17 protein-coding genes and 1 tRNA gene are annotated in these 12,953 nt (G+C 38.5%); 14 read left to right on the forward strand and 4 right to left on the reverse strand.

The features are described from left to right. Positions 1 to 69: 69 nt before the first annotated feature. From ABYD77_RS01635 to ABYD77_RS01650, 4 genes are all read left to right on the forward strand, one after another. Positions 70 to 669, forward strand: a complete 600-nt coding sequence (locus tag ABYD77_RS01635) for a FlgO family outer membrane protein (RefSeq protein ID WP_372766367.1) — start codon at positions 70 to 72, stop codon at positions 667 to 669. Next, positions 669 to 1,325, forward strand: a complete 657-nt coding sequence (locus ABYD77_RS01640; protein ID WP_372766369.1) for a FlgO family outer membrane protein — start codon at positions 669 to 671, stop codon at positions 1,323 to 1,325. The genes ABYD77_RS01635 and ABYD77_RS01640 overlap by 1 nt, the downstream gene beginning before the upstream one ends. A 10-nt stretch (positions 1,326 to 1,335) precedes the next feature. Beyond that, positions 1,336 to 1,896, forward strand: a complete 561-nt coding sequence (locus tag ABYD77_RS01645; protein ID WP_372766371.1) for a FlgO family outer membrane protein — start codon at positions 1,336 to 1,338, stop codon at positions 1,894 to 1,896. A 48-nt stretch (positions 1,897 to 1,944) separates the two neighbouring features. After that, positions 1,945 to 2,021, forward strand: a tRNA-Arg gene (locus ABYD77_RS01650). Between the two features lie 296 nt (positions 2,022 to 2,317). Here the strand turns inward: ABYD77_RS01650 and ABYD77_RS01655 are convergent. Continuing rightward, complete coding sequence (locus tag ABYD77_RS01655; RefSeq protein WP_372766373.1) at positions 2,318 to 3,463, reverse strand: flagellar assembly protein T N-terminal domain-containing protein; 1,146 nt, start codon at positions 3,461 to 3,463, stop codon at positions 2,318 to 2,320. A 110-nt stretch (positions 3,464 to 3,573) separates the two neighbouring features. Between ABYD77_RS01655 and ABYD77_RS01660 the strand changes: the two genes are divergently transcribed. Next, a complete protein-coding gene (locus ABYD77_RS01660; RefSeq protein WP_372766375.1) occupies positions 3,574 to 4,038 on the forward strand; it encodes an LPP20 family lipoprotein in 465 nt (154 codons plus the stop codon). A gap of 28 nt (positions 4,039 to 4,066) precedes the next feature. Here ABYD77_RS01660 and flgN read toward each other — a convergent pair whose 3' ends face one another. The 3 genes from flgN to flgA all read right to left on the reverse strand — a co-directional run bounded on the left by flgN (position 4,067) and on the right by flgA (position 5,646). After that, positions 4,067 to 4,480 (reverse strand): flagellar export chaperone FlgN, encoded by a 414-nt coding sequence (gene flgN / locus ABYD77_RS01665; RefSeq protein ID WP_372766377.1) that lies wholly within the window; start codon positions 4,478 to 4,480, stop codon positions 4,067 to 4,069. A gap of 3 nt (positions 4,481 to 4,483) precedes the next feature. Beyond that, entirely contained in the window at positions 4,484 to 4,804 is a 321-nt protein-coding gene (flgM, locus tag ABYD77_RS01670) for a flagellar biosynthesis anti-sigma factor FlgM (protein ID WP_372766379.1), read from the reverse strand. Between the two features lie 131 nt (positions 4,805 to 4,935). Next, the gene (gene flgA / locus ABYD77_RS01675) at positions 4,936 to 5,646 is read right to left on the reverse strand and encodes a flagellar basal body P-ring formation chaperone FlgA (RefSeq protein WP_372766381.1); all 711 of its coding nucleotides are present in this window, start codon (positions 5,644 to 5,646) and stop codon (positions 4,936 to 4,938) included. A gap of 140 nt (positions 5,647 to 5,786) precedes the next feature. Between flgA and ABYD77_RS01680 the strand changes: the two genes are divergently transcribed. From ABYD77_RS01680 to flgH, 9 genes are all read left to right on the forward strand, one after another. Next, a complete protein-coding gene (locus tag ABYD77_RS01680) occupies positions 5,787 to 6,719 on the forward strand; it encodes a chemotaxis protein CheV (RefSeq protein ID WP_372766383.1) in 933 nt (310 codons plus the stop codon). Positions 6,720 to 6,736: 17 nt separating this feature from the next. Next, positions 6,737 to 7,561, forward strand: a complete 825-nt coding sequence (locus ABYD77_RS01685) for a protein-glutamate O-methyltransferase CheR (RefSeq protein WP_372766385.1) — start codon at positions 6,737 to 6,739, stop codon at positions 7,559 to 7,561. A 64-nt stretch (positions 7,562 to 7,625) separates the two neighbouring features. After that, positions 7,626 to 8,030 (forward strand): flagellar basal body rod protein FlgB, encoded by a 405-nt coding sequence (gene flgB / locus ABYD77_RS01690; RefSeq protein WP_372766387.1) that lies wholly within the window; start codon positions 7,626 to 7,628, stop codon positions 8,028 to 8,030. Positions 8,031 to 8,032: 2 nt separating this feature from the next. After that, the gene (gene flgC, locus ABYD77_RS01695) at positions 8,033 to 8,455 is read left to right on the forward strand and encodes a flagellar basal body rod protein FlgC (RefSeq protein WP_372766389.1); all 423 of its coding nucleotides are present in this window, start codon (positions 8,033 to 8,035) and stop codon (positions 8,453 to 8,455) included. Between the two features lie 12 nt (positions 8,456 to 8,467). Next, on the forward strand, positions 8,468 to 9,154 hold the full coding sequence (locus tag ABYD77_RS01700; protein ID WP_372766391.1) for a flagellar hook assembly protein FlgD: 687 nt from the start codon (positions 8,468 to 8,470) through the stop codon (positions 9,152 to 9,154). A gap of 77 nt (positions 9,155 to 9,231) precedes the next feature. After that, the gene (flgE, locus tag ABYD77_RS01705) at positions 9,232 to 10,554 is read left to right on the forward strand and encodes a flagellar hook protein FlgE (RefSeq protein WP_372766393.1); all 1,323 of its coding nucleotides are present in this window, start codon (positions 9,232 to 9,234) and stop codon (positions 10,552 to 10,554) included. 149 nt (positions 10,555 to 10,703) lie between these two features. Continuing rightward, a complete protein-coding gene (locus ABYD77_RS01710) occupies positions 10,704 to 11,450 on the forward strand; it encodes a flagellar basal body rod protein FlgF (RefSeq protein ID WP_372766395.1) in 747 nt (248 codons plus the stop codon). Positions 11,451 to 11,468: 18 nt separating this feature from the next. Continuing rightward, complete coding sequence (gene flgG, locus ABYD77_RS01715; protein ID WP_372766397.1) at positions 11,469 to 12,257, forward strand: flagellar basal-body rod protein FlgG; 789 nt, start codon at positions 11,469 to 11,471, stop codon at positions 12,255 to 12,257. A 12-nt stretch (positions 12,258 to 12,269) separates the two neighbouring features. Then, positions 12,270 to 12,953 carry a flagellar basal body L-ring protein FlgH gene (gene flgH / locus ABYD77_RS01720; RefSeq protein ID WP_372766399.1) on the forward strand — a complete coding sequence of 228 codons (684 nt, stop codon included), beginning with the start codon at positions 12,270 to 12,272 and terminating at the stop codon, positions 12,951 to 12,953.

Below are 12,953 nucleotides of genomic sequence, written 5' to 3' on the forward strand. Positions count from 1 at the left end.
TGCCACCTTAAAGTGGCATTTTTTTTGCTTTAGATATTTAGATTTAAAACGTACTTGAAGGCGTCATAAATGAAACAGCTTGTTTTTATCGTTCTAATGAGTGTACTACTTTTAGGTTGTGCAAGTGAGCCAGAGATCGCAGAGCCTAAACAGGCAACAGTTTTTAATAAAGCAACTGTCTCAGAGCGTACTCTTCATAGTTTTGCCAAACAACTTGCGGTCACTATGTTTGACTCTATGCCAAAACTTAACGCAGATAATCGAATTGCTGTGGGTACTTTTTTGCCAGAAAGTGACTTAGAAAATCAACAAAATGATCAGTTGCTTACTTTGGGAAACCAGGTCCAATCAAGTTTGCAAACACTTTACACTCAAGTAGGTGCAAATGTCATTGAGTTTAAAGCTTCAGAACACATCAATATCGCCGATAAACAAGATATTATGTTATCACGCAAGCACAGTGATTTAGCCAGTGAATTGGCGGTTAATTATTTTTTAACGGGAACGATTAGTCAAGTTGAAAACGGCTTTATTGTTAATGCACGTTTAATTGATTTATCTGATAAACGTGTTGTATCAGCTGCCACTGAAATGTTTCCTGCCAATATTAATTGGCAAAAAAATAAAGTAGTACTTAGAGATGGAAAGCTTTATAGGAGCAATTACTAATGAGAGATTATTTCCTTAAATCATTATGTGTCGCATCGTTGGCGATTTCTGTGGCGAGTTGTTCAGTTTTTAATGCTCCTAGAGAAACTGTTGCAGCAAGTGATAAAACGGCAACTCAGGTCGATAGCCGTTTTCAAGCTTATAGTGCAGAGTCTTTTATGGCTAATAAAGGTTCCGTAAAAGAAATTAAGAATATAAACCATTATGTTCGAGGATTGATGCATCAGCTTGCTGATAATATTAAGTATGTTAATCAAAACACGCCTATAGCAGTAATGAGTTTTGTGCTGCTTGATAGTGACTTACAAAAAACTACCTTAGTGGGCAACCAAATTGCTGAAAGTTTTGTGCACGAAATACATAAATTTGGTTTGCCAGTATTAGATTACAAAACGACAGATTTTTTTAGAATCAGTGAAGACGGTGATTTTATTTTTAGTCGTGATTATATGGAACTAAGAGCGGATCTTCCGATTGATTATGTATTGTCTGGTACATTGACCAAGCATCAAAAAGGGTATTTAGTTAATGCTCGAATAATTGGTATTAAATCAAAAGCAGTAGTTGCCTCGGCACAAGGGTTAGTTCCTGATTATGCGATTAAATCATTGCAGAATACTAAAAATAACGATGGCATTCCTCTAAGGAAAGGGTGAAGAGGTGACTATGAAATATCCATATATTTTGTCAGTAATTCTAATTTCGGGTTGTGTGAGTAATACTCAACCGCAAATTTTAGAACCCATCGCGAATAAAGTTGAAACTTACCAACCTTCATTTCGTATTTACCCAATAAACGATTACTTGTTAGATGAATATGTTGAACAGTTGGCCATTAAGTTAATGGAAAATTTAACTAGTGAGCCAGGAACAATTAGGCTAGCTGTTACCTCTTTTGTTGATCTCGACGGTTCACTGCAAACTGCAAGCCGTTTAGGCAATCAGTTAGCGGAATCTATGCTTACTGAAGTGCAAGCATTTGGTTTAAATGTAGTTGACCATAAGGTAATGCCAATGATGCGCATAGATAGCAGTGGGGATTACAGTTATTCAAGAGATATTTTGCAATTGAATACGAAAGGTCAAATTAATGCTGTGCTAAGTGGTACATTGCTCTATAAGGAAAATGGAGTTGTTGTTAATTCAAGAATTACCAGTTTAGATAACCAGAGTATTTTAGCAAGTGCAAAGTATATTATTCCATACGGTGTTGCATTTGATAACTAATCTATCACTTAGGTTTAGATGATATAATATTAGCTGTCAATTCTAGATGTTCCCGTAGCTCAGTAGGATAGAGCATTCGCCTCCTAAGCGAAGGGTCGCAGGTTCGACTCCTGCCGGGAACGCCACAAAACTTAAATAATTTTGCAGATAAGTCAAAGTCTTCATGTTGTTCCAAAAATCACTCACCATGTGAGTACTTTACTTATCTCGCAGTGCAAATTCACCTTACTGAGAAAGTATCTTATCGACTGTATTTCCTGAATAGATGTTTTTTTTGCTACTAAAGACGCTTTTAAAAGTTGCTAGAATGTGATTATTACTAAACTGGTAAATATTAAAATTGAATAATCGTGAAGCTTGCTTTAGTAATATTAACCAATAGCTATTAAATTAATGTTGTTAACATGATATGTTTAATGAGTTAGAAGCTTGCCAGGGTGACTAAATCGCCAAGTTGTACATTAGCAAGTAATTTGTCACCAATAACTTGTGCAATAGCAGTGTTTTGGTTAACTTGTGTAACACGAACTTGATAATCAGTGTCTATAATTAACTGTTTTTGATTAAAACCTTTGCGTAAAGCCACTTTTAATTTTTGTCCCTTAACTAAGTTGTTTTCAACACCCAAACTAATAATAATGGTGTCGTGAGCAATACTTAGAATTCGCGCTTGAGCGGGGACACAGGCTAAATAACTAGCTAAATCTTGCCCTAGTTTTACATTAATGTCGGTAATCTCTTGACCATAAGGCATGGTCCAAAATTTTTCACTATTAACATCAATGCGGGCTGTCTTTTTAGTTTGCCATGTGGCAAAGGTGTCGTAACGCTTTTGTGTCATTAACTCCCCGGTAAGACCGTTGTATAAAGCGGTGTTTAAGCTGAAGAAGCGTTCAAAAGCCTTGTTTTGCCAGAAGGTGAGAGAAGAGCTCTGTTGTTCTCCCAATGATACATCTTCTATTTGCGATACCCAAACAAATTGGCTGTTATTTTGATCTGCAATTTGTTGGATCAGTGCGCTTGAAGATGCATCATTATATGCAGTGAAAAATGACTCAGTATTTAATTTACGAAATATATCTGGCTTTGAATTAAATAAATGATTGAACTGATTTAAATGAGTTACTAGCTTGTCACTGTAAGCTTTTGGTAATTCAAAAATTTGACCATAAGTTGCTTGTTCTGGAAACTTAAAGCCAGCTCTGGTAATTGCAACATTCTTTTTTAGAGATGAGTTTTGACAATTCTCACTGTTGTCGAGAATATCTAATCGTAAAGTAACAGACAAGATCTCGGAAGATTGGACTTCATCAATCACTTCGATCTGATCAATTGCGCCGTGAGAGTAAATTTGTGTGGTAGGTGTTTGCCAAACTCCATTCACTACCTGTTGCAAGCTGTTAACTTGCGCACCTGAAAACAATAACGCTTGTTGAATAGCGTCCTCTGTTGCCATTAGCCTTGCTTGTTCAACATTACCATTTCTAATTTTTGCTTGTCCTGTTGATTCATACCAAATTGCTTGGCTTGAGAAACTAACAAATAGTAGTAGTGCGATTAAGCGCATAGTTAACATCTCTAGAAAAATAGTAATATGATTATTCAATTTTTGTACCAAGCTTTGTCTGGCTTGAAAATTGCTTTAAAAAAGCAAATATAATTGTGATGGTGTGCACTATGTTAAAATCTATTTTACAAACAACGGTTATTACAAGCTGCTTGATACTTAGTGGTTGTAGTCAGTTATTTGATAAGCATGTTGAATATGAGTACCAAACACCAGATAGTTTTCCGGTATTACAAGCAATTGGTTATGCACCTATCAGCTTACAACCTGGTACTACTTCTGAACAAAAAGCAATTATGGCAATGAAAGCTTCAAAGCTTGAAGCCTATCGAGAGTTGGCAGAGCAAGTATATGGACAAAAAGTTGACGCGCAAACAAATGTTCAAGGCATGGTTGCCAATAACGATACTTTAAAAGTAAGAGTTCAGGGGGTTGTTAGAGGTGCTAAAGTAACCAAAAGCTATGCCGTTGGGGATATGTATGCAACAGAGGTTGAACTTGATATGAAGCTTGTACATGACCTTTATATTGGTCAAACAAAACCGCGAAGTGTAAAAAAAGTGACTTACTTTTAATTGTAAGTCACTTTAGAATTAGAATATTTTAAGCTTTTAATCCACGGGCAATAGGATTTGGTAGAGAGATAGATTTACCCGTTTTATCATATCCTGTTTGGCTTTTACCGAACAAAATATCTTTCAATTTTTGTGATGCGATTTGGCTTTGATTAGCTGCTATTTGATTCACATCGTTTTGATTTTTACACTCAGCAAGTAATTGGTTAATTTGATTAACCTGTTCTTGAAAAGTGGTAATATCAACTTTTCCTTGCTCAATAAACGTCGCAATATGCTGGTCTCGCTGTTGCATAGAACGAAGTAATTCAACTTTTCTTTCGACAACAGATATTAATAACTCATGATCGCGGGCAACAATTGCGTCTAACTCTTGTGCTAAAAGCTGAGCCATTTCGTCAAGCTCGCTTTGTTGCTGCGATAATATCTGTTCTACATTCATTTGTTATCGACCAAAAAGTTTAAATTCTAGCTTGTTAATGTTTTCAGCGAGCTTTTCAGCATCAATTTTGTATTCACCGTTAGCAATGGCTTTTTTCAGCTCATTCACTTTCTTTTGGTCAATACCGGAAGCTTGCTCTGCTTTTTCATTAAGCTTTTTAAGCTGTTGTGCCTGTGGTGTGATACTTACAGAATCACTAGTCGCTTTTGCTGTTGCAGTATTGACTTGCACCTGTTTGGTAGCTGATTCGGCAGCTTGCTGTTTAGTACTTTCAAGCCTGACATTAGCTTGGCTATTTGAGCCTTGATTTATCTGATTAACCATGACATTTCTCTCTACTAAGATTTCTCATCTTAGTTATCGGCTTATAAGGTAGAACCTTTAATAAAATAATAGATATTTTCTTATTATTTATAACCCGTTATTAAACCTGAATTTTATCTTTTAGTACAGTGTTAAATAATCACTTTTACTTGCTGTGTATTGGTTACTTGTGCTTGAATTTTCTTACCTGACTTTACATTGCGAATAGCAATATTGTCACCCACTCTACCATCTTCTAATGCTTCTCCTTGAGTTTTAACGGTCATTCCTTTGTAGTTTGCAAGAATGGTCACTTTATCGCCTTTACAAACATTGCAGATGTAATTGTAGTTGATAGATTGACCCACGCGAACATTTCGTTTGCTTCGACCACCTATTAAAAACTGCTTGGATTTAAACTGGTTCGAACGGGAGAGGTGCCTAGCCACTTTTTTAGTTGTGAGGTGTTGTGCTGTAATTTTTTGACCTTTACTAATCCCTTTAGCTGCCGTTACCACTTCAACCAATTGATGTTGTCGAGTATAAACAAAAATTTGCCAAGAATTTTTATCTAAGCACTTAATTTTTAAAGTAGATTGCCGATTATTATTAATTGGGTTTGCAGAACTAACTTGCAGGGGTGACGTGCAAGTACGAGTTTTTATACGTGAATCAAGTGGTAATGCCGTTACGGATAACTCTGAATTCGGTGAGTTAACGGTGTTTATTTGTTGGCTGACAAAATCAATCGCCAACTGTTGAAGTTCTAACTCAGTATAAGCTCTTGCTTTGAGTGAAGTCATAGCAAGAGACGTAATTTGTATTAAAATGAATAAATACAGGTTTTTTTTAAACAAACTCATAATGTTTCGACTATGCTTTATGGGTAAAACAAGGTATAACGTAACAGTGTCAAAATTATGGCACGATGGTGTTATACAGTAGTAAAATAACAAAGAAGCAAGAAGTATACCCTTTCATTGTTTCAAGTTAGGAGATTGAAATGGCAGGCATTTTAGATTCGGTTAATCAGCGAACACAGCTCGTAGGCCAAAATAGATTAGAGTTGTTGCTGTTTAAATTAAAAGGCAGGCAGCGATTTGGTATTAACGTATTTAAAGTACGTGAAGTTTTACAGTGTCCTAACTTAACGGCGATGCCAAAATCTAACCATTTTGTGAAAGGTGTTGCACATATTCGTGGACAAACTATCTCCGTTATAGACCTCTCACTCGCGATAGGAGGTCCTGGGATTCAAAATATAAAAGATTGCTTTATTATCATTACAGAATATAACCGCTCTGTTCAGGGATTTTTGGTTGATTCTGTTGAACGGATTGTCAATATCAATTGGGAATCAATCATGCCTCCACCATCAGGCTCTGGTCGTTATTCTTATTTAACAGCTGTGACTGAGATAGAAAAAGAGCTCGTAGAGATTCTTGATGTCGAAAAAATACTTAATGAAATTTGTCCTGTTAATACCGAAGTCAGTGCAGACCTACTTGCCGATGGTGAAATGCAAAAGGACTTAGGTGAACGCATTGTATTCATTGCGGATGACTCAACGGTTGCAAGAAATCAAGTTAAACGAGCACTTGAACCCTTAGGTGTGCAAACAGAAGTTGCAAAAAATGGCCGGGAAGCTTTAGTTAGGCTGAAAGAAATTGCCGAAAAAGATTGCCAAAGTGTCATTACTGAGCGTGTGGCATTGTTAATTTCAGATGTGGAAATGCCTGAAATGGACGGGTATACATTGACTGCTGAATTGAAAGCCGACCCAAAAACGGCGCCGCTGCATGTTATTTTACATACTTCCCTCAGTGGTGTTTTCAATCAAGCTATGGTTGAGAAAGTAGGTGCTGATGATTTTATTGCAAAATTTAACCCAGATGAATTAGCAACTGCGGTTAAAAAATGGGTTCATGAAGTGTAGAGCAGCGAGTAATAAATTTGAACAAAAATTTAGATGATAAAGAGTATCAGCAGTTTAGAAGCTTTTTAGAACAGCAATGCGGTATTGTGTTGGGAGACAATAAGCAATACTTAGTAAAAAGTCGACTTGCACCGTTGATGGCTCGTTTTGATGTCGGCTCTTTGTCTGAATTGGTCGCTAAAACACTAAGCCCCAGAGAGCGGCAATTACGAGCAGCCGTTGTTGACGCAATGACGACCAATGAGACTTTATGGTTTAGAGATAGTTATCCTTTTGAACTATTAAAAAATAAATTGTTCCCTGAATTAGCAGAATTACGTCGACCTATTAAAATCTGGTCGGCTGCAAGCTCTTCCGGTCAAGAACCATATTCAATCGCGATGAGTGCAGCAGAGTTTAAACAAATGAAACCTGGCGCTTTGACTGGAGTGAGTATCGTTGGAACAGATATTTCAAATACCATGTTGGACATATGCAAAAACGCTGAGTATGACTCACTAGCTTTAGCAAGAGGGCTCTCGCCAGAGCGTCGCCGGAAGTTTTTCAATGATTCTGGTCATGGTATGGCAAGAGTAAATGATGATATCAAACGAATGGTTACTTTTCGTCACCTTAATTTGCTTGACTCCTTCGCATTGATGGGCAAGTTTGAAATCATTTTTTGTCGTAATGTATTAATTTATTTTTCACCTGAAGTGAAAGCCAAGATTATAAAACAATTCCACCAAGCACTTAATCCAAAAGGATATTTGTTTTTAGGTGCATCTGAATCAATGAGTGGGTTAAGTAATGATTTTGACATGATCCGCTGTAATCCTGGTATCATTTACCAAAAAAAATAACTTCAAAACCTAGTATGGCTTACTAATTGCATAACTTCTCTAAAGTCACTTTTTTGGAGAAGTTATGGCTATCAGTTTTGACAGAGCATTAGGTATACATCCGCAAGCAACACTTGCTCGTTCTCAAAGAGCAGAAGTGTTGGCAACAAACATTGCTAATGCAGATACGCCTAACTACAAAGCGCGTGATATTGATTTTTCTAAAGCATTAGAGCAAGCAAAAACTAATCAATCACAGCGCCTTGTAACCACTCACGAAAAGCACATTGAGCTATCAATTAACAGTTTAGAAAGCAATTCACTTTACCGTGTTCCAAATCAACCGGATACCGGAGATGGAAACACGGTAGATATGCAAGTTGAACGAGGTAAATACGTTCAAAATGCGATGGAGTATCAAGCGAGTATTAATTTTCTAGGTGGTAAATTTAAAGGCTTGAAAAAAGCACTTGGCGGTCAGGGGGCATAATTATGAGTTTGTATAATGTATTTAATATTTCTGGCACTGGTATGAGTGCACAATCAGTACGTTTGAATACCACAGCGAGTAACCTATCAAACGCTAACACTGTAAGCTCTAGTTCTGAACAAACTTATCGAGCAAGGCACCCTGTTTTTTCTGCTGAGCTTAGTACAGCACTAAATGCCCAGCAAGGAGAAGCTGTGGGTGTAAAGGTTCTAGGCATTGTGGAGAGTGATAAACCTCTTAAGCGTGAGTTTAATCCTGAGCATCCATTGGCTGATAAAGACGGATTTATATATAAGCCAAATGTTAATGTGGTTGAAGAAATGGCAAACATGATTTCAGCATCGCGCAATTATCAAACTAATGTGCAAGTGGCAGATGCCGCTAAGCAGATGCTATCACGCACATTGCGCATGGGTCAGGGCTAATAGGAGAGGACTATGACTAATAATATATCTAACGATAGCTATATTGACTCATTAAAGTGGCAAAAACCCTCAGGTGTGCCAGATGCAAATAATAATGACCAATTAACGCAAGCTGATTTTTTTGCTTTGTTGACACAACAACTATCGTTTCAAGATCCGACAAAGCCTGCAGATAATGATCAAATGATTGCTCAGATGACAAGCTTTTCAATGGCAGACGGGATTAGTAAATTAAATACCAATTTTGAAAGCTTTGCCTCATCGATGACGTCAAACTCAGCCCTTCAAGCATCTACCTTGGTGGGTAAAGATGCATTAGTACCTTCAACTGTATTAGAGCTTACAGATGGAAAAACGTCAAAGGGCAGTGTTGCGCTTGATGCCGCAGCAAGTGATGTGACAGTAAAAATCAAAAATGCTGCTGGTGAAGTTGTTCGTACATTAGACATAGGCTCTAAATCTGCTGGTGCTGCCAAGTTTGATTGGGACGGCAAAGATCAAAGCGGAAATCCATTGCCTCCTGGCAATTATGCGATGACAGCAGAGGGGCGTGTGGCAGATGGTAAATATGTTAGCTTTCCTACAGGCTCTTTTCTAAACATTTCTAGTGTAAGTTTAAAGGGCACCCATGGGCTAGTGCTTAATACTAGCGCAGGACCAATTAAATTAAGTGACGTTGTCGAGATCGCGCAAGGGTAATCTTGGCATTAAATTTGAATAGTAAAGCTTAAGGTAAGGCTGTGCTCTTCTCAGACAGCTAAATTAAGAGGTGAATTATGAGTTTTAATATTGCATTAACGGGATTAGCTGCAGCGCAAAAAGATCTCGATGTCACGGCAAATAATATTGCTAACGTAAATACAACTGGTTTTAAAGAATCTCGTGCTGAATTTGCTGATGTTTATGCTGCATCTGTTTTTAGCTCTGGCAAAACCAAAAACGGTGATGGTGTTCAAACTACGGTTGTAGCACAACAGTTTAATCAGGGGTCACTACAATTTACCCAAAATGCACTTGATTTAGCCATTACAGGTGAAGGTTACTTTGCTATGACAGATTCATTATCATCGCAAGATTATACCTATACACGAGCAGGCGCATTTAAATTGAATAAAGACAATTTTGTGGTGGATGCCCAAGGTAACTTTTTACGAGGTTTCCCCGTTGATCCGTCAAATGGTGATACAACGTCTGTGAGTTTGAGTACAGCAACACCGATTCAAATTCCAGATGCATCAGGTGCACCTCGTGCAACAAATAATGTGTATACCTCATTCAACTTAGATGCTGGGGCAACGCAGCCCACAGTAACACCATTTAACCCCACTGACTCTGCGACGTTTAACGCTTCGACTTCAACTACGGTCTACGATTCTCTGGGTGAACCGCATATTATGCAATTTTATTTTTTGAAAACTGCGACTAACAACCAATGGGAAGTGCGTGCAACCCTTGATGGCCAACAGTTTGATAATACGGGTACTAGCCCTGGAGCAGGCCCAGTGAGCACATTTACATTCAACTCGAGTGGCTTACCGCAAACGCCTGTAACAGCTCCTAGTACAACTTTTAACCCAGTGGCGTTAACAGCGGCTAACATCTCAGGCATTTTATCAAATGGTGCAACTTTTCCAAATAATATCAATATTAACTGGCGTGATGAGGCAAATACCGCAAATAAACTTCCTACTCAGTATGCCAGTCGTTTCGAGGTAAAGGCATTAGAGCAGGATGGTGCGACGGTGGGCCGATTAACGGGCATTGACATTGGCACTGATGGTAAAATTGTTGCGTCATACAGTAATGGCGATTCAACCTACGTCAGTCAAGTAGCAATGGTGCGTTTTGCAAACTCTCAAGGTCTTTCTCAGGTAGGTAATACCGCTTGGAAAGAAAGCTTGACCTCAGGGGAGCCAATTGCTGGTGAGCCCGGTTCTGGTACATTAGGCTCAGTAAATTCGAGTGCACTTGAACAATCTAACGTAAACTTGACAAATGAGCTAGTTGACTTGATTTCAGCTCAGCGTAATTTCCAAGCAAACTCCCGAGCATTAGAAGTTAACTCAACGCTGCAACAAAATATTTTGCAGATCCGCTAATTTTCGTATTTTTCACTTCTTCAAAGGGCTGATAAATCAGCCCTTTTTCAATTTAAAAACTGTTATTGTCTTGGCGTCAATTTTCTTATCTATTTATTGGCATTATTTTTGCTTTTTTTAGTTATTAGAGACTTTTTAAGGTTGTGCTGATGGATAAATTACTCTACATCGCCACCTCCGGTGCTAAGCAAAATATGCTTGGTATCGCTGTTAAAGCGAATAACTTAGCAAATGCAAAAACCACAGGGTTTAAAGCAGATTTAGAACAAGCGCGTTCAATGCAGGCATTTGGTGAGGGGTTACCTACACGTGTATTTGCAATGGAAGAAAGACCAGGGTCACGGTTAAGTGCTGGTGCAATGTCAATGACTGGGCGAGAACTCGACATTGCAATTGGTGAAAATGGTTGGTTAGCTGTACAAGATGCTAATGGTCAAGAAGCCTATACCCGTTCGGGTAATTTAAAAATGAGTGAAACCGGCCAGTTATTTACGGCAAATGGCTTACCCGTAATTGGCGAAGCGGGTCCAGTGATTTTACCTGTACCTATCGAGAAGGTACAAATATCGAAAGACGGTATGATCCAAGTGAGACCACAGGGCGCACCTGCAAATTTTATCGAAGACATCGATAGATTGAAGTTGGTCAGTGCTTATGGTGTGCAACCCCTTGAAAAAGGGCTTGATGGCCTTTTTAGAAATAAAGATGGGGAAGTACTCGATACAGACCCAAATATGACAGTAACCAGTGGCGCATTAGAAATGTCTAATGTCAATCCGGTTGATGAAATGGTGGGAATGATCTCACACCAACGACAATTTGAGTTACAAGTCAAAATGATGAAAACAGCAGAGAAAATTGACGAAAGCCAAAGCTCTCTTATGCGAATTTATTAATGGTTTTTGGAGGTTAGTATGCATCCTGCATTGTGGATTAGTAAAACAGGTATCGATGCCCAGCAAACCGATACATCAGTAATATCAAATAACCTAGCGAACGCGAGTACGGTTGGTTATAAAAAGAGTAGAGCAATTTTTGAAGATTTACTTTACCAAAACATTAATCAACCGGGGGGGCGTTCTTCACAAGATACTCAGTTACCTTCAGGTTTAATGTTAGGTGCTGGCTCAAAAGTTGTTGCAACACAAAAGAATTTCTCGCAAGGAAATATGTTAACAACAGATAATTCAATGGACTGGATGATCCAAGGACAAGGTTTTTTTGAAGTAGCCATGCCCGATGGCAGCTTAGCGTACACACGTAACGGCCAGTTTACCACTGATGAAGAAGGGCGCATTGTAACCTCGGGCGCTGGTTATCCACTTCAGCCTGAAATGAATGTACCTAACGATGCTCAGCAAATTATTGTATCGCAAGATGGTGAGGTGTCGGTACGTATTGCAGGCCAAGCTGATAATGCGGTTATTGGTCAGCTTACAATATCTGATTTTATTAACCCATCTGGTTTGGAGCCTATGGGGCAAAACTTATATACCGAAACGGCAGTAAGTGGGGCACCAGTTCAAGGAAACCCAAGTGTTGATGGCTTAGGAGTCATAGTCCAAGGTGCACTTGAAACTTCAAATGTTAATGTTACAGAAGAATTGGTTAATTTAATTGAAACGCAGCGAGTATATGAAATGAATTCAAAAGTCATTTCATCCGTTGATGAGATGCTTAGTTACATTAATCAACAGCTTTAAAAGGTGAAACCCATGAGTAAGTTAGTATTTGTAGTTGTTTCAGGGGTGTTCTTAAGTGGTTGCGTCACCACGGCTAACCGTTTTGTTGAACGTGATGACCCTTATTATGCACCGCTTTATCCAGAAGATACCAATGTATCTCAGGTCAACACAGGTTCACTATTTAACACTCATTACTCTAACGATCTCTATTCCGATCAAAAAGCCTTACGACAAGGCGATATTATTACAGTGGTGTTGAGTGAATCAACCCAGGCCTCTAAAACTGCCAAAACACAAACTGATCGTGAAACTGATTTTTCATTATCACCTGTTACGGGTTTGGGTGGAAAGGCCATCACTATAAATGGTGAGGCTCTACAATATGGTGTTGGTTCTGAGGGCTCCTATAAGGGAGATGCAAAAGCGGATCAATCAAATAGCTTAAACGGTAACATTTCAGTGAATGTGATGCGTGTATTACCCAATGGAAATTTAGTTATTCGCGGTGAAAAATGGTTAACGCTAAATACTGGTGAGGAATTTATTCGACTTGAAGGTATCGTGCGCCCGAAAGATGTGAGTGCTGATAATATGGTAATGTCGAATCGTATTGCTAATGCGCGTATTCAGTACTCTGGCAAAGGTGCACTTGCCGATGCACAAGAAGCAGGGTGGCTAGCACAGTTTTTCTTGAGCCCATTAAACCCATTTTAG

It is taken from the genome of Pseudoalteromonas sp., assembly GCF_041629635.1.
Lineage (GTDB): Bacteria > Pseudomonadota > Gammaproteobacteria > Enterobacterales > Alteromonadaceae > Pseudoalteromonas.